The organism is Kumtagia sp. (assembly GCF_059502445.1).
Genome location: NZ_JCACER010000051.1, coordinates 1 through 22,231 on the forward strand (window position 1 = coordinate 1; position 22,231 = coordinate 22,231).

The 22,231-nt window shown below is 66.8% G+C and carries 19 protein-coding genes; 13 read left to right on the plus strand and 6 right to left on the minus strand.

Features of this window, described 5'->3' with window-relative positions; translation table 11 throughout:
• The 4 genes from AC5JDC_RS16310 to AC5JDC_RS16325 all read left to right on the plus strand — a co-directional run.
• Nucleotides 1-1,113, plus strand: a 1,113-nt coding sequence (locus AC5JDC_RS16310) for a hydantoinase/oxoprolinase family protein (RefSeq protein WP_495842734.1), incomplete at its 5' end; no start/stop codon positions are given.
• An 11-nt stretch (nucleotides 1,114-1,124) separates the two neighbouring features.
• The gene (locus tag AC5JDC_RS16315; protein ID WP_495842736.1) at nucleotides 1,125-2,801 is read left to right on the plus strand and encodes a hydantoinase B/oxoprolinase family protein; all 1,677 of its coding nucleotides are present in this window, start codon (nucleotides 1,125-1,127) and stop codon (nucleotides 2,799-2,801) included.
• A 277-nt stretch (nucleotides 2,802-3,078) separates the two neighbouring features.
• Nucleotides 3,079-3,888, plus strand: coding sequence for an aspartate/glutamate racemase family protein (locus AC5JDC_RS16320; RefSeq protein ID WP_495842739.1), 810 nt, complete (start codon nucleotides 3,079-3,081; stop codon nucleotides 3,886-3,888).
• 36 nt (nucleotides 3,889-3,924) lie between these two features.
• Nucleotides 3,925-5,025 (plus strand): M24 family metallopeptidase, encoded by a 1,101-nt coding sequence (locus AC5JDC_RS16325; protein ID WP_495842742.1) that lies wholly within the window; start codon nucleotides 3,925-3,927, stop codon nucleotides 5,023-5,025.
• A gap of 80 nt (nucleotides 5,026-5,105) precedes the next feature.
• On the opposite strand, the gene AC5JDC_RS16330 is transcribed toward AC5JDC_RS16325, so the two are convergent.
• The 4 genes from AC5JDC_RS16330 to AC5JDC_RS16345 all read right to left on the minus strand — a co-directional run bounded on the left by AC5JDC_RS16330 (nucleotide 5,106) and on the right by AC5JDC_RS16345 (nucleotide 9,407).
• Nucleotides 5,106-5,768 carry a hypothetical protein gene (locus AC5JDC_RS16330; RefSeq protein WP_495842744.1) on the minus strand — a complete coding sequence of 221 codons (663 nt, stop codon included), beginning with the start codon at nucleotides 5,766-5,768 and terminating at the stop codon, nucleotides 5,106-5,108.
• 26 nt (nucleotides 5,769-5,794) lie between these two features.
• Entirely contained in the window at nucleotides 5,795-6,535 is a 741-nt protein-coding gene (locus tag AC5JDC_RS16335; RefSeq protein ID WP_495842746.1) for a hypothetical protein, read from the minus strand.
• Between the two features lie 108 nt (nucleotides 6,536-6,643).
• Nucleotides 6,644-8,368 (minus strand): glycerol-3-phosphate dehydrogenase/oxidase, encoded by a 1,725-nt coding sequence (locus tag AC5JDC_RS16340; protein ID WP_495842748.1) that lies wholly within the window; start codon nucleotides 8,366-8,368, stop codon nucleotides 6,644-6,646.
• Nucleotide 8,369: 1 nt separating this feature from the next.
• A complete protein-coding gene (locus tag AC5JDC_RS16345) occupies nucleotides 8,370-9,407 on the minus strand; it encodes an alcohol dehydrogenase catalytic domain-containing protein (protein ID WP_495842750.1) in 1,038 nt (345 codons plus the stop codon).
• 270 nt (nucleotides 9,408-9,677) lie between these two features.
• On the opposite strand from AC5JDC_RS16345, the gene AC5JDC_RS16350 reads away from it, so the two are divergent.
• The 5 genes from AC5JDC_RS16350 to AC5JDC_RS16370 all read left to right on the plus strand — a co-directional run bounded on the left by AC5JDC_RS16350 (nucleotide 9,678) and on the right by AC5JDC_RS16370 (nucleotide 15,354).
• Nucleotides 9,678-10,646, plus strand: a complete 969-nt coding sequence (locus tag AC5JDC_RS16350) for a carbohydrate kinase family protein (RefSeq protein WP_495842752.1) — start codon at nucleotides 9,678-9,680, stop codon at nucleotides 10,644-10,646.
• A 126-nt stretch (nucleotides 10,647-10,772) separates the two neighbouring features.
• A complete protein-coding gene (locus AC5JDC_RS16355) occupies nucleotides 10,773-11,720 on the plus strand; it encodes a substrate-binding domain-containing protein (RefSeq protein WP_495842753.1) in 948 nt (315 codons plus the stop codon).
• A gap of 63 nt (nucleotides 11,721-11,783) precedes the next feature.
• Nucleotides 11,784-13,274 (plus strand): sugar ABC transporter ATP-binding protein, encoded by a 1,491-nt coding sequence (locus AC5JDC_RS16360; protein WP_495842756.1) that lies wholly within the window; start codon nucleotides 11,784-11,786, stop codon nucleotides 13,272-13,274.
• A 15-nt stretch (nucleotides 13,275-13,289) separates the two neighbouring features.
• Nucleotides 13,290-14,282, plus strand: coding sequence for an ABC transporter permease (locus AC5JDC_RS16365; protein WP_495842759.1), 993 nt, complete (start codon nucleotides 13,290-13,292; stop codon nucleotides 14,280-14,282).
• A 70-nt stretch (nucleotides 14,283-14,352) separates the two neighbouring features.
• Nucleotides 14,353-15,354 carry a sugar-binding transcriptional regulator gene (locus AC5JDC_RS16370; RefSeq protein WP_495842761.1) on the plus strand — a complete coding sequence of 334 codons (1,002 nt, stop codon included), beginning with the start codon at nucleotides 14,353-14,355 and terminating at the stop codon, nucleotides 15,352-15,354.
• Between the two features lie 24 nt (nucleotides 15,355-15,378).
• On the opposite strand, the gene AC5JDC_RS16375 is transcribed toward AC5JDC_RS16370, so the two are convergent.
• Nucleotides 15,379-16,404: a sugar-binding transcriptional regulator gene (locus AC5JDC_RS16375; protein WP_495842763.1), complete on the minus strand. Its 1,026-nt coding sequence runs from the start codon at nucleotides 16,402-16,404 to the stop codon at nucleotides 15,379-15,381.
• A 181-nt stretch (nucleotides 16,405-16,585) separates the two neighbouring features.
• Here AC5JDC_RS16375 and AC5JDC_RS16380 point away from each other — a divergent pair, with 181 nt between their 5' ends.
• The 4 genes from AC5JDC_RS16380 to AC5JDC_RS16395 all read left to right on the plus strand — a co-directional run bounded on the left by AC5JDC_RS16380 (nucleotide 16,586) and on the right by AC5JDC_RS16395 (nucleotide 21,421).
• A complete protein-coding gene (locus AC5JDC_RS16380; RefSeq protein ID WP_495842765.1) occupies nucleotides 16,586-17,917 on the plus strand; it encodes an NAD(P)H-dependent oxidoreductase in 1,332 nt (443 codons plus the stop codon).
• Between the two features lie 63 nt (nucleotides 17,918-17,980).
• Nucleotides 17,981-19,009, plus strand: a complete 1,029-nt coding sequence (locus AC5JDC_RS16385) for a thiamine pyrophosphate-dependent dehydrogenase E1 component subunit alpha (protein ID WP_495842767.1) — start codon at nucleotides 17,981-17,983, stop codon at nucleotides 19,007-19,009.
• A gap of 24 nt (nucleotides 19,010-19,033) precedes the next feature.
• Entirely contained in the window at nucleotides 19,034-20,032 is a 999-nt protein-coding gene (locus tag AC5JDC_RS16390; RefSeq protein ID WP_495842769.1) for an alpha-ketoacid dehydrogenase subunit beta, read from the plus strand.
• Between the two features lie 3 nt (nucleotides 20,033-20,035).
• A complete protein-coding gene (locus tag AC5JDC_RS16395; RefSeq protein WP_495842771.1) occupies nucleotides 20,036-21,421 on the plus strand; it encodes an acetoin dehydrogenase dihydrolipoyllysine-residue acetyltransferase subunit in 1,386 nt (461 codons plus the stop codon).
• Between the two features lie 86 nt (nucleotides 21,422-21,507).
• Here the strand turns inward: AC5JDC_RS16395 and AC5JDC_RS16400 are convergent, their stop codons facing one another.
• Entirely contained in the window at nucleotides 21,508-22,173 is a 666-nt protein-coding gene (locus tag AC5JDC_RS16400; RefSeq protein WP_495842773.1) for an HAD family hydrolase, read from the minus strand.
• Nucleotides 22,174-22,231: the final 58 nt, after the last annotated feature.

Below are 22,231 nucleotides of genomic sequence, written 5' to 3' on the forward strand. Positions count from 1 at the left end.
GGCTATCCGATCATGGTGCCGGTGGTCGACCTGGTCGAGATCGGCAATGGCGGCGGCTCGATCGCCTGGGTCGACGATTTCGGCAAGCTGCATGTCGGTCCGCAATCGGCCGGCGCCATGCCGGGGCCGGCCGCCTATGGCCGCGGCGGCGTCCACGCGACCACGACCGACGCAAACCTCTGGCTCGGCCGCATCAACCGGGACTATTTCTGCGGCGGCGAGGTGGTGGCCGACATGGCCGCGACGAAAGCCGCGATCGAGAAGGTCGGCGAAAGACTCGGCGTCTCAGCCGACGAAGCGGCGCGCGGCATCGTCCGCATTGCCAACAACAACATGGTCAACGCGCTGAAGCTGGTGTCGCTCAACCGCGGCCACGATCCGCGCGAGTTCACGCTGGTCGTATTCGGCGGCGGCGGCGCCATGCATGGCGTGGCGCTCGGCATGGAGCTTGGCGTGCAAAAGGTCGTGGTGCCGGCCGGCGCGGCCGTCTTCTCCGCCTGGGGCATGATGATGTCGGATCTGCGCCGCGACTATTTCGTCACGCGGCTGGCCGATCTGAAGAAGGGTGCGGCCGAGGGCATCGAAAAGCTGTTCGCCGAGAGCGAGGCGCAGGCACGTAGCCAGTTCGCGGCGGAGGGCGTCGACGCGACCAAGGTGCGCTTCCTGCGTTACGGAAAATTCCGCTACCAGAACCAGGAGCACACGACCGAGGTGCTGATCGCTTCCGGCGAGGTCACCGACGGGCGCCTCGCCGAGATCGAAGCCGCGTTCCACGAGACCTACGAGCGCGAATATACCTACCGGCTCGAGGCGCCGGTCGAGATGGTCGGCATCCATCTCGTCGCCTCGGCGGAGGTCGGCAAGCTGACGATGCGCAAGCGCGAGACCACCGGCGCGCCGGCCGAGGCCGCGCTGAAGGGGCATCGCGACGTGGACTATGCGCTGGAGGGTGTCCACAAGGCGGCGATCTATGACGGGACCAAGCTTGAACCCGGCATGAGCTTTGCCGGCCCGGCGATCGTCGAGGATCCCGGCACGACGGTGGTGGTGCATCCCGGCAATCGCGTCGAGATCGACGGCTACGGCAACATCCACATCCATCTGGCGGCCTGAGGGAGACGACGATGCCGACTACGGCAAAAAACGATCCGATCACGCTGGAGATCATCCAGAACTCGCTGCAGGCCACCGCCGACGAGATGTTCGCCGTGATGAGGAAGACGGCGATGAGCTCGATCATCTACGAGGTGCTCGACATGGGCACCGGCATCACCGACGCGCAGGGCGCACTGGCCTCGTCCGGCGCCGGCATTCCCGGCTTCATCGGCGTGCTCGACAAATCGGTGAAGGTGCTGCTGCAGAAATTCGACAAGCCGGGCGACATCGGACCCGGCGACGTCTTCATCACCAACGACCCCTATTACGGCGGCGTCACCCATCTCAACGACCTCGTCGTCTGCATGCCGGTCTTCGCCGACGGCCGCATCATCGCCTGGACGGCGAACATCGCCCACAATTCGGACGTCGGCGGCAAGTCGCCCGGCTCGCTCTCCGCCGACGCCACGGAGATATTCCAGGAGGGCCTGCGCCTGCCGGCGATCAAGATGATCTCCAAGGGCGAGCCGATCCCCGGCATTTTCGACATCATCACCGTCAACTCGCGCATGCCGGATTTTCTGGAGGGCGACCTGTGGGCGGCGATCGCCTCGGTGCGCATCGGCGCCAAGCGCCTAGCGGAGCTAGCCGACAAATACTCGGTCGCCACCTTCGAGGCGGCGATGAAAAGTTTTATGGACCATGGCGAGAAGATCGCGCTGGCAGAACTCGCCAAATTGCCCAAGGGCACATTCGAGCTGACCGAGGAGCAGGACGATGGCCGCTTCTTCAACGTCAAGGTGACGATCTCGGACACCGAGTTCGTCATCGACCTCAGGGACAATCCCGAACAGGATGCCGGACCCTCGAATGCCGGCCGCGACGACACGCTGGTCAGCATGCAGGTCATCTTCAAGGCGCTGACCGACCCGACCTCGCCGGCCAACGAGGGCTCGTTCCGGCCGCTCAAGGTGCTGACGAAGGAGGGGACCACCTTCCACGCCAGGGAGCCGGCGGCCGTCGGCTTCTATTACGAGATCGGCATTCGCGGCTATGACCTGGTCTGGCGCTGCCTGGCGCCGCATATGCCGGACAAGCTGCCGGCCGGGCATTTCTCCTCGATCGCCGGAACCTTCATCGGCGGCATCCATCCCGACACCGGCCGGCAGTACACCATCATCGAGCCGCAGATCGGCGGCTGGGGCGCCTCGCCCGGGCGCGACGGCAATAGCGCCATCTTCTCCGGCGTGCATGGCGAAACCTACAACTGCCCGGCCGAGATCTCCGAGGCCCGGAACGGTCTGTTCGTCGACCGCATGGAGCTCAATACGGATCCCGGCGGCGAGGGCCAATGGCGTGGCGGCCAGGGCATCCGCATGGACTACCGCATCCGCCGCGACAATTCCTTCCTGACGCTGGGCTACACGCGCTCGCGCATCCTGCCCTGGTCACTCGACGGCGGCAACGAGGGCTCGGCCAACTACGCGCTGGTGCTGCGCACCGACGGCTCGAGCGAACGCTACGCCTTCGGCTCCGGCATCCGCGTCGACACCGACGACGTCATCCGCATCGTCACCGGCGCGGGCGGCGGCATCGGCGATCCGAAGCAGCGCGACCGCGCTCTGGTCGAGGAGGATATCCGCAACGGCCTCGTCACGCCCGAGCGAGCGCGGGAGGTGTACGGGATCGAGTTAGCGAAGGCATAGCGGCAGTCGTTCTTCTCCCGCGAACGGAAGGGCAATCGCATATGAATGCACCCCCACCCCTAACCCCTCCCCACAAGGGGGAGGGGGACTGGCTGGCATCTCCGCCAGGCGCCAATCGTCAACGGTTCGCCCGGGCATGGCGGCAGCAAAGTCCCCCTCCCCCTTGTAGGGAGGGGTTAGGGGTGGGGGTGCGAGGCCACCCAATTCCTTGCCGGTTGCCATATGCGATAGCCCTGCCATGAACGGGGAGAAGGGAACGCCGAACGAGGAGAACAGCATGCCCGGACATAAACCGCTCAAGATCATGTTCCTGAGCCCGGTCGGCTATGCCGACAGCGATCCGATCTTCGCCGCCATGGCCGCGGAGCACAAGCTTCCGGGAACGGAGGTGCATGTCACCTCGCTGCCGGCGAGCGAGGGCGGCTTCACCCATATCGAATACCGCTCCTACGAGGCGATGGTGACGCGCGGCATCATCCGCGCCACGCGGGCCGCCGCACGCGAAGGTTTTGACGCGCTGGCGATCGGCTGTTTTTACGACACGGCGCTGCACGACGCGCGCGAAGTCTCGGAAGGCATGGTCGTCACCGCGCCCTGCGTCGCCTCCTGCGAGATCGCCGCCAGCCTGTCCAACCGCTTCGGCATCATCGTCGGGCGCAGGAAGTGGGTGCACCAGATGCAGTCGACGGTGCGCGAGCATGGCCATGAGCACCGGCTTTCGGGCTTCTACCACGTCGAGCTCGGCGTGAACGATTTCCAGAAGGATCATGCCGAGACCGAGCGGCGGCTGATCGGGGCCGGCCGCAAGGCGGTCGAGGAGGATTTCGCCGAAGCGCTGATCCTCGGCTGCACCATGGAGGTCGGCTTCTACCGCGACCTCGAAAAAAGGCTCGGCGTGCCGGTCATCGACCCGTCGATCGCAGCGCTGAAGCGCGCCGAATATGCCGCGATCCTCAAGCGTCAATGCGGCTGGGTACCGTCGCGCAAATGGTCGAGCGAGGCGCCGCCCGAGGACGAGCTCGCCCGCATCGGCCAGTTCGACACCGGCGAGCCGTTCGGCAACAGGATCGTCGTCGAGGCGGCATGAGAGGGGGTGGAGGTTGGATAACATGAGAGGAAGACAATGAAGGTCGACACCCGAAAGAGGCTGGAAGCTCTCCGCGACAAGATGAAGAAAGCCGAGGTCGACCTCGTCGCGCTGGGGCCGGGATCGCACATGCAGTGGGTGACGGGCTTCCACCCGCATGCCGACGAGCGGCCGTGTCTGCTGCTGGTCGGCCCGGAGAAAGAAACCTTCCTGATGCCGGGGCTCAATGCCGAAGGCTCGCGCGAGGAGACGGATATCGAATTCCACACCTGGGCCGACGAAACCGGCCCGGACGCCGCGCTTGCCGACGCGCTCGCGGCGATCAAGGCGACGGAAGCGAAGCACGTCGCGCTCGACGAGACGATGCGCGCCGATTTCGCGCTGCTGCTGCTCGGCGCGCTGCCCGGCGCGAAATACAGCTTCACCGATGCCACCGTCGGCGCGCTGCGGATGCGCAAGGATGCCGCCGAGTTCAGGAAGCTGAAGATGAATGCCGGCATCGCCGACCGCGCCATGCAGAAGGCGTTCGCCTCGATCAGGCCCGGCATGACCGAACTGGAGCTTGCCGCAGCGATCAAGGATCACTTCTCGTCCGAGGGTGCGACGCCGCAGTTCTGGATTGTCGGCGCTGGCAGCAACGGCGCCTTCCCGCATCATCAGACCGGGTCCCGCAAGCTGGCGGAAGGCGACGCCATCGTCATCGACATCGGCGGCCGCAAGGACGGTTTTCCCAGCGACATCACCCGCATGGCGGTCGTCGGCAACCCGCCGGAAGGTTATGGGCAGATCCACGGCATCGTCGAAAAAGCCGTGCAGGCGGCGCTGAAGGCGGCGAAGCCGGGCGTGCTCGCCAGGGAAGTCGACGCCGCGGCGCGGCGCGTCATTGCCGATGCCGGCTATGGCGAATATTTCGTCCACCGTACCGGCCACGGCATGGGCATTGACGGCCACGAACCGCCCTACATCACCGCTACCTCGGAGACGGTGCTGGAGGAGGGCATGGTGTTTTCCATCGAGCCCGGCATCTACATCCCCGGCCGCTTCGGCATCAGGCTGGAGGAGATCGTCATCCTGCGCGAGGACGGACCGGAGATTCTTTCCGCCCTGCCGCGCGACCTGCATGTGGCGAGGACCTGAGCGGCGGGACTGTGCCGTCGCCATCATTCGGCAGTCGTCGTCCCGCCGACGGGATGGCCCGATCGCCGGCAGACCGGCGTCTACGAACCCGGGGTGTGGCGGAGGGGGTCTGCACCGTCTTCCACGTTGCCGGGTTTCTCCTGAGCCGCCATGCTCTCGATTCCGGTTTGCGCCCGCGACATCGGGAACATCCAGTTCGGCGTGATGCCGAGGAATTGATCCAGGAAGGCGATGGAGATGTCCGGATCCTCGGAGGCGTTCTCGCGATACGACCACCAGGTCCGCAGGTCGTAGGCCGCCTGGTCGAGCGGCCGGGGCTCGCCGAACTCCTGCTCATGCACCGCGACGATCGAGCAGATGCAGAAGTTGGTGTAGATGAAACCCTCCGGCCATGCATGGGCGATCCGCGCTGTCGGATCGGCGTCATCCGCCGTCGTGCCGTCGTCCGTTGCGAGAACCTCCACCGGCCGGGTGCGCAGCAGCTCGCGCAAGGCCAGTCCGCCCATAAAGACGATGCGGTCGGCCTTGTCGAGGGTGTGGTCGTGCTCGATCGCGCCGATGGCCGCCACCCAGTCGAAGAAGGTCTTGTGCAGACGGCGGTCGTCGACACGGGCGGCGATGTTCAGATGCGCCGCCACGAACGCGCTGTTCTGCTTGAAGGCGCGGTCGAACCATCGCAACTGGCGCAGCCGCTTGCGCAACTGCGGCGTCTCGATCAGCTTTTCCTTCAGTGCCAGTTCCACGCCGGGCGCTCCACTATCGCGGCATTTCAGGGAAGGTGCGGGGCGATCTCTGCAAGAAGCCCGGCAAGGGCCGTCAGGTCGTCCGACCCTCGCATGGCCTCGGCGAAATCGTCATAGCGGATGTCCACCGCGATCGCCGCGGCCTCATAGATGCCCTCGTCGGCGGTCAGGTCGTCGTTGATGCTGACGACCAGCATGGAGAGCGCCAGGATCGCGGCGACGACCAGATTCGCGTCCTGCTGCGTGCTGCCCTCCGAACCCGACAGCGCTGCGGGGGAGGCGACGGGCTGAGCCCCCGCAATCGCCACGGCAACCTGCGCGGCGTGGCGGCTTGGCGCGGAAGCGTCTGCTTCCCTATCGTCATCCCCGATCGCCGCCGCCGCCAGCTCGTAAGCCTTGGCGAAGGCGAGCTCGCTGACGCTCGGATTGTGTACGCCTCTTGCGATCAGAAGCGCCTTGGCGGCGGCATAATGGGTTCGCGCGACGAGCTCGGCGTTTTCGGCGGTCGGCTTGGCAAGCAGGGCCAGAGGCAGCGCGATGACATGGCCCGCATGGGCCCGCGGGTCGGCTGAGGCGATGCTCAAGGCAAGGCTCTCCAGGCGGCTGAGTGCCTTGTCGGAGAGTTCGGCAAGCGCCCGCGCGGTTTGCGGCAGACCTTCCCCGTCGCGTCCCAGCCTGTCCAGCGAACCCTTGACCTCGCGCGCCAGGAAGCGCGCGTTGCGCATGTTCTCCTTGATCACCGTCCGCAGCGAGGCATGGTTGGACATCGTCGGCTTCCTCGATCGCATTGTGCTCTGGCGGCACACGCTACCCGAATTTAGGGGGTACGGACGCTTCCGCCAATAGCCTTGTCTCGGGCCGGGTGCGATACACTGCTAGCCTGTCGGTCGCATGACATCGGCCTCCTCGAAGCCGACGCCATGCCGCCGGGCCTCCCGGATTACCGCGGCGATCTGCGCGTCGCGCGTCGCATCGTCCCAGCCCAGCGCAGCGGCGGCGATGCCGCCCACGGCTTCGATGGCCGCGCGCGACAATCTGCCGGAAAGCGCGATGTCGGTGCGGCGGAAAAGAAGATCGGCCAACCTTGCGACCGCCTCGGTGCGGCAGAGAAAGGCGATCTCGCCGGTGGAGTAGTCCGGCAATGCCGGCAGCGGTTCATCTGTCCCCTCGAGAGCGGCCGCCAGAACCTTCGCATAAGTGCCGTACCGCTCGAACAGCGTTGCGGCGCGCGCGTGGTCGCTGCGCCCGGCGAGGTCGGCGATGAAGGTCTGCCGCGCCGAGGCGCTTTGCGGAAAATCCCTGCCGCCGCCGATCGGCATCTCGCGGGTATGCCGCCGGCGTGCGCGCCCCAGCCTGCCGAGGATGCGGTCGGCCGCCTGTTCGGAAAAGCCGCGGAACGTCGTCCACTTGCCGCCGATCAGCGACAGGATCGGCGTATCGCTGCCGGGCAGACGGTCCTCGGCGATGTGGTGGTCACGGCTGACCGCACCGGGATCGAGGCCGTCGGCGCGCGGCAGCGGCCGCACGCCCCAATAGGTGAAGACGACATCGGATCGGCCAAGCGGTATGTCCGGAAAGATCTCCGACACGACGCCGAGGAGATAACGGATTTCGATCTCGTCGCAGCCTGCTTCGTCCGGGTCGGCGACCGGGATGTCGGTGGAGCCGATCAGCACGTTGCCCATCAGCGGATAGAGCAGGTTCACGCGCCCGTCGCGGGTGCCGAAGTAGATCATCCGGCCTTTCAGCGCATCGAGAAGGCGCTGGTTGCGGACGATCACATGCGCGCCCTTGTTGCCGCCCATGTGGCTGCTGTCCACGCCGAGCGCTGCGTTGACCTTGTCGATCCAGGCGCCGCCCGCATTGACGACGATGTCGGCGCGCACGGCATGGGTGCGGCCGGTCGCTTCCTCCGCAAGCAGGAGCGTGTTGCCTTCGCCGCGTCCCGTGGCCGGCATGTAGTTGCGGGCGACGCTGCGCTCGTTTAGCGCGAGACCGTCGCGCACCAGTTCGAGGCCCAGCCGCTCGGCGTGGGTGACGCGGCCTTCATAGTAGATGCCGATCGAACCGATGCCCTTGTCGAGGTCCGGCATCTCACGCCTGAGCGCGTCGCCACGCAGGAAGCCGTGGGAGGGCATGGTCTGAAAATGGCGGCCATAGAGATCGTAGAGCGTCAGCCCGATCTTGGTGATGATCTGGCCGCGATCGTTGAGCTTGGAGGGCCGGCGGAAAAAGCGCAGCGCCGAAGCCCAGATGCCGCCGAACACCGACCGGACGGGCAGCACCGTCTCCAGCGGTTTTACATAATGGGGCGCGTTGCGCAGCAGCAGGTTGCGCTCCAGCGCGGATTCCCTGACCAGGCGGAACTCGCCGGTCTCCAGATACTTGATGCCGCCGTGGATGAGCCGCGAAGGTGCCGCGCTGGCACCCGAGCAGAAATCGCCGCGGTCGACCAGCAGGCAGTCCACTCCCTGGGCGGAGAGGTCGCGGAACAGGCCGCAGCCGTTGATCCCGGCGCCGAGGATGACCACCGGATAGTGGGAGCGGATCGGCCGCGCGAACGGGCCTGCCGCCGGATCGGCCATGCCGGAAGTCGCCATCTCAAGCGTCCAGGATCGCCACCTTGATCGCCGAACCCTGCTCGGCGGTCGCCAGCGCCGCCGAAATCTCGGCAAGCCCGAAGCGGTGCGTCAGCATGGAATCGACCTCGAAGCGGCCACTGGCGATCAGCTTCAGCGCCTGCTCGAACTGCAGCCGCGTCAGGCCGAAGGCGCCTGTGACCATCACCTCGTTGTAGTGGATCGCGTTGACGTCGAGCTGCGCCTTCTCGCCGGCCGAAAAGCCCGCGAACAGGCTCACGCGGCCGCGGTGGCGGGCAAGCGCCAGCGCGTCGTCGGCAAGCGCCGGGACGCCGATCGCGACGATCACCACATCGGCGCCGAGCCCATCCGTCTGATCGCGCACGATGGCCGGCAGATCCTCGGCGGTCGGGTCGACGGCGAGGTCGGCCCCGGCTGCAAGCGCGGCCTCGCGCCGCAACGGATTGGGCTCGCTGACGATCACCTTGTGGGCGCCGGAATGGCGCGCCAGCTTGACGTGCAGGATGCCGATCGGCCCCGATCCCAGCACGACGACCGTATCGCCGCGATTGACGCCGACACGCTCCTGGCCGTTGATGACGCAGGCGAGCGGCTCGGCCAGCGCCGCCTTGTCATAGGTCAGGCCCTCGGGAAGGGCGAACACATTGCCGCGGGCCAGACCCGCCGCTGGGATGCGGATATATTCGGCGAAGGCGCCGTCGATCTCGTAGCCGATGGCCTGCAGGTTCTGGCAGAGGTTTTCGTAGCCGCGGACGCAGTGCTGGCAATGGCCGCAGGCGATTGCCGGGCAGACGCAGACCGCCTGGCCGGGGGTCCATCCGCCGGCTTCACCCCCGGCCACCACTTCGCCGGCGAACTCATGCCCGAGGATGGAGGGATAACGCACGCCCATGGTCTTGCGGCCGCGGAATATGCGGATGTCGGTGCCGCAGACCGTCGCCGCCTTCACCCGGACGAGGAGGTCCCCCGGTGCAAGCTCCGGGTCGGGCACGGTGTCGAACGACAGCACGTTAGGTGCCGTGAGAACGCCAGCCTTCATGGCGAGTCCCTCCTGTTTTTCCCCCAACTTTGAACATTTGTGATTTTGTATGTCAATACGTGCGAACTGGTGATCGCAGGTTTAGGGGCGACGGGCTCCGGAAGGCCGCAGGCCCGTCGAACTATTAGTCTCCTGCATTCACATGACGGGCCCAACTTATGATCATTCATCGGAACGAATGTGCAGAAAAGTGCTTGACGGCCTGCGGGTCGTATTGCACACTTCATCTGCATAGGGCACAAAAGTGCAAACGCTGTGGGAGGCAGTATGGTGGCCGACTGGCAATATGACTACGCCTCGATGGGCTTCTACACCTTCGACTGTCTGGGCTGGCCGTTCCAGACCGTGCCTCCTGGCGGCGGCACGGTGCTTCTCCAGGAGATCGCGATGGCCGTGTCGGGCGCGGCCGGCGTGGCGGTGATCGCAGCGGCCAAGATGGGCCTGAAGAGCCTCGCCGTCGGCGGTGTCGGCGACGACCTGATGGGCGATTGGGTTCTGGAGCGCATCGCGCATTTCGGCGCCGACATAAGCGCCCTGCAACGCATTCCGGGCTCAAAAACCTCCTCCTCGATCGTGCTGACCCGCCAGGACGGCTCGCGCCCGGCGCTGCACATGAAGGGCGCGACAGGCGACTTCGTCATCAGGCCGGAGGCGTTTGATACCGTCACCGACGCGCGGGTCTTTCACCTCGGCGGTGTCGGGCTGATGGATGCGATGGACGGCGAGGCCAACGCGGCGCTGATGAAGCACGCGCAGGCGCGCGGCTGCGTCACCACGGTCGACATCTTCGCCGGCTCGGCGGCAGATCTCCCCGACGTTGACGCGGTGCTGCCCCACACCGACTATTTCATGCCCTCGATCGACGAGGCGCGGGCGCTGAGCGGCCTCGAGTCGATCGAGGACTGCGTCAAATTCTTCCTCGACCGCGGCACCAGGGCCTGCGTCTTCACGCTCGGCGAAGACGGCGCCCATTACGGCGATGCCGAGGGCGTCTCCTTCCGGGTGCCTGCCTTCGACATCGAGGTCAAGGACACCTGCGGCTGCGGCGATGCCTTCGACGCGGGCTATGCGGTCGCGCTCTGCCGCGGTCTGGATGCGGAGACGGCGGTGCGTTTTGCCCAGGCGACCTCGGCGCTCAATGCGACCGGACTGGGCTCCCAGGCCGGTGTTCAGTCCTTCGACCATACGTGGGAATTCATGGAGAAAACGCCTGTGAAGCGGATTCTCCGGGCGGCCTGACGGCTCGTTCTTACGCCTGTTTTCGCGAATGCCGGCGGCGCCATGCGCCGCCGGGCTGGAGGATGGTGCGCGCGGTGGCGCGCGCAAATCTGGTCGACAACAATCTGTTAGTGTGAGGAGAAAACCATGATCCTGAAATCCTTCGCCGCGCTCTGCGGCCTGGCGACCGCCTGTCTCGCCACCGGCGCGCTCGCGCAGAACCAGGCGGACCTGATCAAGCCGGTCGACAAGGAACTGACCTTCGTGTTCATCCCGAAGGTTATCCACCCCTGGTACGACGTGGTTGCCGAAGGCAGCAAGTTCGCGGCCGAGGAGATCGCCAAGGAAGGCATCAAGATCAACGTGATCTGGGATCAACCGCCGCAGGCCGACGTCGCCGACCAGAACCAGCGCATCGAGGCCAATATCGGCAAGAAGCCCGACGGCCTGGCGGTTGCCTGCCTCGACCAGGCGACCAACGTGCAACTGCTGACCGAGGCGAAGGACGCGGGCCTCAACGTCTACACGTTCAACTCCTTCTGCGACGAGAAATTCCCCTTCGTCGGCCAGAAGAACAGCTATCAGGACGGCTACGACCTCGGCGAATTTTTGGCCAAGCACCTCGACGGCAAGGGCAAGGTCGGCATCCTGGCCGGCAGCCTGACGGCGACCGACCATGTCGAGCGAATCCAGGGCTTCAAGAAGGCGCTGGAAGCGCATCCCGACATGCAGATCGTGTTCGAGCAGCCGGACAACGACGTTCTCGAGGAGGCGGTGACGCTCACCGAGAACGCCTTGCAGGCGCATCCCGACATCGCCGGCTTCTTCGGCTCGAATGCCTCCAATCCGATCGGCGCGGCGCGCGCCGTCAAGAATGCCGGGCTCAACGGCAAGGTGGCGGTCGTCGGCATGGACGATCTGCCGGAAGCGGTGGACTTCGTCTGCGACGGCACGATCACCGCGCTCAAGGCGCAGCGCCAGTGGGACATCGGCTATTGGGCCGTTCGCTATATGCTGGCGATGAACCAGAACCACACCTATCCCTGGGACCACAACACCGGGTCGCGTTTCATCACCAAGACTGACTGCGAGTAATCCGGTCGGACCGCAGAGCGGGACGCGCGCGGAAGCGTGCGTCCCAGGCCGCGGAGCGAGTTCATGAACCACTTTGCCTTCGAAGCCCGCAGCGTCTCGCGTTCCTTCGGCGTCGTCCAGGCGCTGAAGGACGTGTCGATCGGCATTCGCCCCGGCGAGATCCACGCGCTGATCGGCGAGAACGGCGCCGGCAAGTCGACGCTGATGAACATCTTCTGCGGCAAGCTGCAGCCCTCCAAAGGCGAGCTTTTCCGCAACGGCGCGAGGGCCTCCTTCCATTCGCCGATCGATGCTCAGCGGGCAGGGGTGGCGATCGCCCCGCAGGAAGTCAATCTGGTGCCGAACCTCTCGGTCGCCGAGAACATCATGCTCGGCGCGCATCTCACTAGGGGCATCGCCATCGACTGGCGTGCGACGCGCAAGGCGGCGATCGACCATCTTCACACCGTCGACGACACGATCGATCCGCGCGTGCCGGTGTCGACGCTGTCCAAGGCACATCAGCAGCTCGTGCAGATCGCCCGCGCGGCGGCGACCGACGCCAAAATTCTGATCTTCGACGAGCCGACGGCCGCGCTCACCTATCGTGAGACGGAAAAGCTCTACGCCTATCTCAATGCTTTCCGAGCGGCCGGCGGTTCCGCATTCTACATTTCGCACCGGCTCGACGAGATCCTCGATCTCTCCGATCGGATTTCTGTGCTGCGCGACGGCCGCTTCGTCGGCGAGCTCGATCCCAGCCAGGCTTCCAAGGACGACATGGTGCGCATGATGGCCGGCCGGCTCGTCGGTAAGGGCAACGCGGCGCCGCGCCTGATGCCGGACGGCGCCGAAACGGTGCTGAAGGTGTCGGGGCTCACCCGTCGCGGCGAGTTCGAGAATGTCAGCTTCGAACTGAGGAAAGGCGAGATTCTCGGCGTTTCCGGACTTGTCGGCTCAGGCCGCACCGAGGTGGCGAAATGCATCTTCGGGCTGACCCGCAGCGACGCCGGCGACATCGAGCTCTATGGCCGGCCGAGCGGCATCGGCGCCCCGGCCGACGCCATCCACCAGGGCCTCGTCTACCTGCCCGAGGAGCGCAAGCAGGAAGGCATCTTCCCGTTGCTCAGCATCGCCGAGAACATGGCGCTGCCCAATCTCGGCCGCTTCCGCGGCATCGCGCGCATGCGCAGCGGCGAAATGTTCGCCGAGGTGCAGCGTCTGGTCTCCGACCTGAAGATCAAGATCGGTCACCCGAGGGACCGCATCACCTCGCTGTCGGGCGGCAACCAGCAGAAGGTCATCATCGGCCGCTGGCTGATGAAGAACTCCAGGATCCTGATCATGGACGAGCCGACCCGCGGCATCGACGTCGCGGCGAAGTTCGAGATCCAGCGCCAGCTGCGCATGCTGACCGAGAGCACCGGCCTGTCGATCATCTTCATCTCGTCGGAGCTGGAGGAGGTGCTCGACGTGTCGGACCGCATCCTGGTGATGCATGAGGGCAAGGTGAAGGGAATCTTTCCGGCCGGCGAGGCGACGCAGGAATCGCTGCTTCAGGCGGCGATGAGTTGAAGAAGGAAAAGAGCCATGACTGCCGAGAGCCACAGCGCCGCACCGGCCACGACGTTCCGCCCGCGGCCCGGCCTTGTCGCCCGCTTCTGGCGCTGGGAAGCGAGCGGCATTCTCGTCGCGCTGATCGCGCTGGTGGTGGTGCTGTCGCTCTCCACCGACAACTTCCTGTCCTCCTACAACATGTCCGTGGTGGCGCGGCAGGCGGCCTTTGTCGGGCTGGTGGCGCTCGGCCAGACGCTGGTGCTCCTCGTCGGCGGCATCGATCTGTCGGTGGGGGCGGCGGCCGGACTGTCGGCGATCGTCGGGTCATTGCTCCTGACGATGTTCGGGGTCCATCCCTATCTGGTCATTCCGCTGACCATGGCGTTCGGGCTGATGCTCGGCCTCATCAACGGCGCCTTTATCGCCGGCTTGCAGCTCAATCCCTTCATCGTCACGCTGGCGACCTGGGAAATCTTCGCCGGCATGACGCTCGTCATCACCAAGGGCTATCCGATCCGGCCGCTCGGCGAGACGTTCGCGGTCTTCGGCAAGGGCGAGATCCTCGGCGTGCCGGTGCCGGTCGTCATCTTTCTCGCCGCCGGGATCATCCTGATCTGGATGCTCACCCAGACGCGGCTCGGCCGCAACATCTTCGCCGTCGGCGGCAACCGCGACGCGGCGGTGCTGGCCGGCATCCGCGTCAAATATGTCGAGCTCACCGCCTTCGCGCTCGCCGGCATGTTCGCCGCGCTCGCCGGCATCCTGTTCGCCAGCCGCATGGATGCCGGCCAGCCGTCGGTCGGCGAGGGCTGGCTGATGGGGGCGATCACCGCCGCCATCCTCGGCGGCACCAGCCTGCGCGGCGGGCAGGGCTCGATCGTCGGCACCATGCTCGGCGCACTGCTGCTGGCGGTACTCGCCAACGGCACGGTGCTGCTCAACGTGTCCGGCTTCTGGCAGCGCGTCATCGTCGGCTGCGTGGTTCTGATCGCGGTTCTCGTCGATCTCTTCCGGCGGCGCGACTGACGCTGTGGGAAAAAGCGGTTCCTGACAAGTTTAGCTTTATCGGTTCCGTGGAAGCGCTATGAAAAACGGCGTGAAACGGAGCCGATCGACGCCGGTGCAGGACAATCCGGGAAAGTCGTCAAGGCCGGGCGAGGCGGAGCTGGGTGCCGACATCAAGGCGCGCGTCGCCTGGCTCTACTACATGGAAGGCATGACCCAGGACCAGATCGCCCAGGAGGTCGGGCTGCACCGCACCCGCGTCCTGCGCATGCTGTCGGCCTCGCGCCAGGACGGCACCGTGCAGATCCGGGTCACCGCCAATCTGAGCCGCTGCGTTGAACTGGAGCGGCGCCTCGAAGCCACATACGGCATCGAGCGCGCCATCGTCATTCCCGAGCCGCGCGAGGCGGCGCAGGTCTCGCAGACGATCGGGGCGGTGCTCGGCGCCTATATCGCCGACAACCTGACCGACCGCATGACGATCGGCCTCGGCTGGGGCCGCACGCTCAGCTGCGCCCTGCCGGCGATCGTCAACAACGGCCATTCCGATATGACCGTGGTGTCGCTGCTCGGCGGTCTGACCAAGGTCAGCACCGTCAATCCGAGCGAGTTCGCCTGGCGCATGGCTGACCGGCTTTCGGCGAGCTGCTACATGCTGGCAGCACCCGTCTTCGCGCCGGATGCGCGCACGCGCGAGGCGCTGATGACGCATCCCGGCATCCGCGAGATCTTCCACCGCGCCACCCAGCTCGACATGGCGATTCTCAGTGTCGGCGACCTGTCGCCGCAATCGACCTTCGCCGAATACGGCCTGCTGGAGCGCGACGAGCTGGCCTCGCTGCATCGCGCCGGCGCCGTCGGCGACATCCTGTGCCGGTTCATCAATGCCGAAGGCGAGGTGATCGACCATCCCGTCAACGAGCGGGTGGTCGCGGTCGATCCGCGCAACCTCACCGGCGCGCGCAGGCTCGTCCTCGCCTCCGGCGGATGGCACAAATATCAGGTGATCCTGGCGTCGATCCGCCTGTTGCGGCCGCATGTGCTGGTCACGGACGAGGTCGTCGCGGAGCGCCTTGTCGAGACGACGGGCTGATCCCCGTTTCCGGGGACCGCCGGGTCAGTCCGCCTGGGCCAGCAGGGCGCGGGCGCTCGCCTCGTCGGTGATGAATACCGTCGGGCGCACGAGGGCGATGCCGCCGCGCAGCGAGTCGATCTTTTCGGGGCCGCCCGACGCCAGGATGCGCTCCTTGGCCCTGCACACCCGGTCGATGCCGACGGACATGACGAGGTCGTTGAACGGATGGTCGACCATGCGCCCGTCGCGGTCGAAATAATGGAACAGCAGGTCGCCGACGGCGCCGGCCTCGATCAGGGACTTGCGAAGCTCCTCCGACAGGTAGCCGACGCGGAACGTGGTGCCGGCGCCCTGGATCGCGCCGACGCTGAGCACGGCGAGGTCGAGTTCGCTCGCCATGTCCATGACCGTGCCGAGCCCGCACTTCTCGATCAGGGTCCTCTTGGTCTCGACGCTGTCGACTACCGCTGGCGCGGCGAGCAGATAGGCGTCGCCGCCGAATATCTGGGCGAATCGCCAGACGAATTCGGTCGGGTTGAAGCGGCGGACCTGGGCGACGCCGCCGAGCAGCGAGATCACCCTCAGATTGTCCAGCGAGCGTTCGCTCATGAAGGGCAGGGACTGCAGCAGGGTGCGGCCCCAGCCCAGCCCGACCACCGTGTCCGGGCGCACGATCTCCGACAGATAGGCTCCGACCGTGGCGCTGATCGCCGGGACCGGATCCCGCTCCGGCTGCGACAGCGGCGCCACGATCACCCGCTCGATGCCGAAGCGCTGCTCGAGGCCACGCTCCAGCGCCGTCAGCTCGGCGAGCTGGCCGACCACGGAGACGCGCACCTCGTGGCGCGCACGCGCATCCGCGAGCAGCCGCACCACCGTGACCCGGCCGATGCCGAGCGCGTCGGCGATCTCGTTCTGCGTCATCTCCTCGACATAATACATCCATGCGGCGCGCAGCCTGAGCCGCTCCGACTTGCCGGTTGAAATCGGTGTGTCGGACGCCGGCGAGGCCGTCGCACGATCGCCTTGCCGCCTGCCTTTCGCACTCTTGCCGTCGCGCTCGCTCAACCCCGGACTCCCGAACTCTTCCCCTTCCTGTCATCACCGAATCCGTTCGCCCATGCAACGAAAAATGGAGATCGAAATGAACAAATGTCTTGTTAGTAAGCGTAATGTTCTATATGACGAAAGGTAACGACATTGCAGTGCGCGCGGCGCCAGCGCCGTCGCGCAAGGAGGAAGGAAGCGCATGACAATCGCCAATGTGGGCTTTGCGGCCGAGCTGGTCGCGCGTGCCGAAAAGCATGGTCCGGTGACGATCGGCCTTGCCGGTGCCGGCCAGATGGGCACTGACATGGTGGTGCAGATGTCGCTCATTCCCGGCGTCCGGCTGGGCGCGCTCTCGGAAGTCAACATGCAGGCGGCACGCGACGCGCTGGCGCTGGCCGGCCACGCGACGTCGGACATCGTCGAGGCGAGCTCGGCCAATGGCATCGATGCGGCGATCGAGGCGGGCAAGGTGGCGCTCACCGGCGACTTCAAGGCGCTGTGCGCGGCCGGCCGCATCGACGTGGTGATCGACGCCACCGGCAACCCGAATGTCGGCACGCTGATCGCGCTCGAAGCCTTCCGCAACGGCAAGCATGTCGTCATGCTGAACGTCGAGGCCGACATCACCATCGGCCGCCATTTGAAGGCCGAGGCGCGCAAGGCCGGCGTCATCTACACCGGCGCTGCCGGCGACGAGCCGGCCGCCACGCTGGAGATCATGGGTTTCGCCCAGGCGCTCGGCTTCGAGATCGTCGCCGCCGGCAAGGGCAAGAACAACGCGCTGAAGTTCGACGCGACGCCCGACGCCTACGAGGAGGAAGCGCGCCGCCGCAACATGAACGCCCGCATGCTCGTCGAGTTCGTCGACGGCTCGAAGACGATGATCGAGATGGTCGCCGTCGCCAACGCCACCGGCCTGGTGCCGGACGTGCCCGGCATGCATGGTCCGGCCGCGACGCGCGACGAGCTTGCCCAGGTCCTGTGCACCAAGGCGGACGGCGGCATCCTGTCGAAGAGCGGCGTCGTCGACTATTCGATCGGCAAGGGCGTGGCGCCCGGCGTCTTCTGCATCGTCAAGCCGCGCCATCCGCGCGTGCTGGAGCGCATGACCGACCTCAAGGTCGGCCCAGGCCCTTGCTACACGATCTTCCGCCCGTATCACCTGACCAGCCTCGAAGTGCCGCTTTCGGCTATCCGCGCCGTCACACACGGCGTTCCGGACATGGAGCCCGTCGACCACCCCGTTGCCGAATGCGTGGCGCTCGCCAAGCGCGACCTGAACCCCGGCGACACGCTCGGCAAGATCGGCGAATACGACTATCGCGGCTTCGCCATGACCTGGCAGGACGCCTCGAACGAGCGCGCGCTGCCGCTCGGGCTGGCGGAGCGCGCCACGGTGACGAAGCCGGTCAAGGCCGGCGAGCGGCTCACCTATGCGAACTGCACGCCCGACGACAGTCTGGTCATCACCCAGATCCGGCGCCGGCTCGACCAGACCGACGCGGTCTACGCCGGCGGCGCCGCCGCCTGAGGCGGCACCGGCCGGCCGGGCGCCGGCACACACATCGTCGTTTCTGAACTGGAGGTTTGACCCATGGCCAAGGCTCAGGCGCAAGCTGTTGCCGATTCCGTTCGCGGCGACAACCGCCCGTTCGCGCTCAGCCACTTCGAGCCGGCGGTGCTCGAGGATGCGCTGCGCCAGATGTACCTGATCCGCCGCTTCGAGGAGGGTGCGGAAGAAAGCTACATGCGCGGCCTGGTGCACGGCACCATGCACCTGTCGATCGGCCAGGAGGCTTCGGCGGTCGGCATCTGCCTGCCGCTCACCGATGCCGACATGATCACCTCGACCCACCGCGGCCACGGCCATTGCATCGCCAAGGGCGCCGAGGTGAAGCGCATGTTCGCCGAATTCTTCGGCAAGACCACCGGCTACTGCAAGGGGCGCGGCGGCTCGATGCACATCGCCGACGTGTCCAAAGGCAATCTCGGCGCCAACGGCATCGTCGGCGGCGGCATACCCATCGCGGTGGGTGCCGCGCTCTCCATCCGGATGCAGAAGCGCAACGACGTGGTCGTCTCCTTCTTCGGCGACGGCGCCAACAACGAGGGCGCCTTCCACGAGGCGCTCAACATCGCGGCGGTCTGGAAGTTGCCGGTGATCTTCGTGTGCGAGAACAACGGCTACGGCATGTCGACCTCGACGGCGCGCTCGACCGCCGTGCCTAACGTCGCCGACCGCGCCGCCGCCTATGCCATGCCCGGCGTCATCGTCGACGGCAACGACCTGTCGGCGGTGGCGGAAGCTTCGGTCGCGGCTGTCGAGCGGGCCAGGGCCGGCGAAGGCCCTTCGCTGATCGAATGCAAGACCTATCGCCATCGCGGCCACTCCAAGAGCGACCGCAACCGCTACCGCACCAAGGAAGAGATCGAGGCCTGGGTCGCCAGGGATCCGATCGGCCGGTTCGAGAGCCAGCTCGTCGAATACGGCATCATGACCCGGGATGCGGTGGAGGCGCTGCGCGAGAACGTCGAGCGCGAGATTGCCGACGGCATCGAGTTCGCCAAGGCGAGCCCGATGCCGCTGACGCAGGACGTCGCGATGTACGTCTACACCGACTGACCGACGGCAAGGCAAGAAGAGCGCATGACGATGACCGCCCGTGAACTGTCCTATGCCCAGGCCATCCAGGAGGCGATGGCGATCGCCATGGAGGCGGACGAGCGAGTCTTCCTGATGGGCGAGGACATCGGCGTCTATGGCGGAGCCTTCCAGGTCACCGGCGATTTGGTCGAGCGCTTCGGCCCGGAGCGTGTGCGCGACACGCCGATCTCCGAGCTCGGCGGCGCCGGCGTCGCGGTGGGCGCGGCCGTCACCGGCATGCGGCCGATCTTCGAATTCCAGTTTTCCGATTTCGCCACGCTCGCCATGGAGCAGATCGTCAACCAGGCGGCCAAGATGCGCTACATGCTCGGCGGCGAGGTGTCGGTGCCGGTGGTGATGCGCTTTCCCGCCGGCTCGGGCACCGGCGCCGCCGCCCAGCACAGCCAGAGCCTCGAGGCGTGGTTCGGCCATGTGCCCGGCCTGAAAGTCATCCAGCCGGCGACGCCGCATGATGCCAAGGGCATGCTGCTCGCCGCGATCGCCGATCCCGACCCGGTGATGATCTTCGAGCACAAGCTGCTCTACAAGATGAAGGGCCCGGTGCCGGAGGGCCACTACACCGTGCCGATCGGCAAGGCCGAGGTGCGCCGCCAGGGCTCGCAGCTGACCATCGTGGCGACCGCGATCATGGTGCACAAGGCGCTGGAAGCGGCCGAGACGCTGGCAGCCGAGGGCATCGACGCCGAGGTGGTCGACCTCAGGACGATCCGCCCCATGGACAAGGACACCGTCATTGCCAGCGTCAAGAAGACGTCGCGGCTGCTGTGCGTCTACGAGGGCGTCAAGACGCTCGGCGTCGGCGCCGAAGTCAGCGCCATGATCGCCGAGAGCGAGGCCTTCGACTATCTCGACGGCCCGATCGTGCGGCTCGGCGGCGCCGAGACCCCTATCCCCTACAATCCGGAGCTCGAAAAGGCGGTCGTGCCGCAGGTGCCGGACATCGTCACGGCGGCGCGCGAACTGGTGAACGGGAGGCGCTGACCGATGCCGACCGAAGTCATCCTGCCCAAGGTCGACATGGACATGGCGACCGGGCGCATCTCGCGCTGGTTCGTCGAGGAAGGCGCGGCGGTGAAGAAGGGCGACTTGCTCTTCGAGATCGAGACCGACAAGGCGGCCATGGAGATCGACGCGCCCGCCAGCGGCACGCTCGCCAACGTCACCGGCCGGGAAGGCGTCGACATTCCCGTCGGCGAGGCGGTCGCCTGGATCTATGCCGAAGGCGAGACGCCGGCGAAGGCGGACGCGGCGCCGATACCTGCGGTGCCCTCCGTCCCTGGGCCGGCCGCGCCGCCCGCGCCTGCAGCCAATGGAGCCGCGCCGGCAGTGTCAGCTTCTCAGATTGAGCCGGGTTCGGAATCCGTGGCCGGCATACGTGCCACGCCGCTGGCGCGGCGACTGGCACGTCAGCGCAACGTCGATCTCGCCGCCCTCGACGGCACCGGCCCCAAGGGCCGCGTGCAGGCGAAGGATGTGGAGCGGGCGGCGACGGTTGCCGCCGAAGCGAGAGAAAAGGCTCCTGCGGTCGTGCCGGCCGCCGGGCACACTCCAGCTCGTGGTGACGTGGAAGTCCGCGCAAGGGCGGTCGGACAGGCTACAGCCCCCATCACCCGCCAATCGTCGGCCGCATCGACATGGCTGCGCCAGGGCGAGGGGACGCCACTCGTGCTGATCCACGGTTTCGGCTCGGAGACCGCCAGCTGGCGGCCGCTGCTCACGGCGTTCGACCGGCGGATACCGATCCTGTCGATCGATCTGCCCGGCCACGGCGCGGCCGTCGATCTGCCGGCCGGGGGCTTCGACGACCTGGTCGCGCATGTCGAGAGCGAGCTTGCCGCCCAAAACATCGGCGTGGCGCATCTCGCCGGTCATTCGCTGGGCGGCGCGGCCGCCGCCGCGGTGGCGGCCGGCGTCGCGGTCGAGGCGCGTTCGCTGTTGCTGATCGCGCCGGCCGGCCTCGGCCCGGAGATCAACACCGGCTTCACCGAGGGGTTTGCCGCCGCGCATGACGAGACCGCGCTGCGGACATGGATGCGCGAACTGGTCGCCGATCCGGCGGTTCTTTCGGACGGCTTCGTCAAGGCGACGCTGCGCGCGCGCGCCGACGGCCGCCTGCCGGCGGCGCAGACGCGGCTCGGCCCGCTGCTGTTTTCGCAGGCGACGCAGCGCTTTTCGGTGCGCGGGCTGTTCGAGCGCCTTGCCATGCCGGTCAAGGTCATTGCCGGCGGCGCCGACCGGATCATCCCGTCGCGGCAGGTGCAGGGCCTGCCTGGCCATGTCGGCGTGCATCTCTTCGCCGGGCTCGGTCACATGCCGCACCTCGAGGCCCGCGAGGCGGTCGCGAGACTGCTTGCGGAGATCGTCCGGTAGGGCATGATCTCGAAAGGTTGCGGACGTTTCGGGCGAGATCGTCAAACAAGCAAAGACGCAGATGGATCGGCGGCACCGGCTGCCGGTCAGAGCTCGTTGGCGCGCTGCCAGGCGGCGATGGCCGGCCAGCCGTCGAAGACGAGCTCGGCGCCGGCGGCCTTGAGCTGGGCGGCAAGGGCGGGGCCCGAATGACCGCCTCCGGTGAAGCCGAGCACGGTCATGCCCGCCGCCACGGCCGCCTGCACGCCAAAGGGCGAATCCTCGATCACCACGCAATTCTGGGGCGCATAGCCGAGGCGCTCGGCCGCGAACAGGAACAGGTCGGGCGCCGGTTTGCCGCGCTTCACCATCGATGAACTGAAGATCGCGCCGTCGAAATGGTGCAGGAGCTTCGTCAGGGTGAGGCTGTGCAGGATGCGCTCGACCGAGGAGGACGACGCCACGCAGCGCGGCCGGTCCCGCGTTTCGAGGAACTCGGTTATGCCCGGGGTCGGCTGCAGCTCCTCGGTGAAGATCTCCCGGGTCACCTTCCAGATGTCGTCCGCATGGGCGGCCGGAAACACCACCCCGGTCAGCTGCTCGATGCGGGCGAAGATATCGGCCTGCTTCATGCCGATGCATTCGGCGATCACCTCCGGCCCGATCGTCAGCCCGCGCCCTGCATAGGCATGAACATAGGCCTTGGCGGCGAGCGGCTCGCTGTCCACGAGCACGCCGTCGCAGTCGAAGATGAAGAGGCGTTCAGCCGCCATCAGGGTTCCTCCGGAGGTCCAGGTTCATGCGCGCCGCGGGGCGGCCAACACGACGACA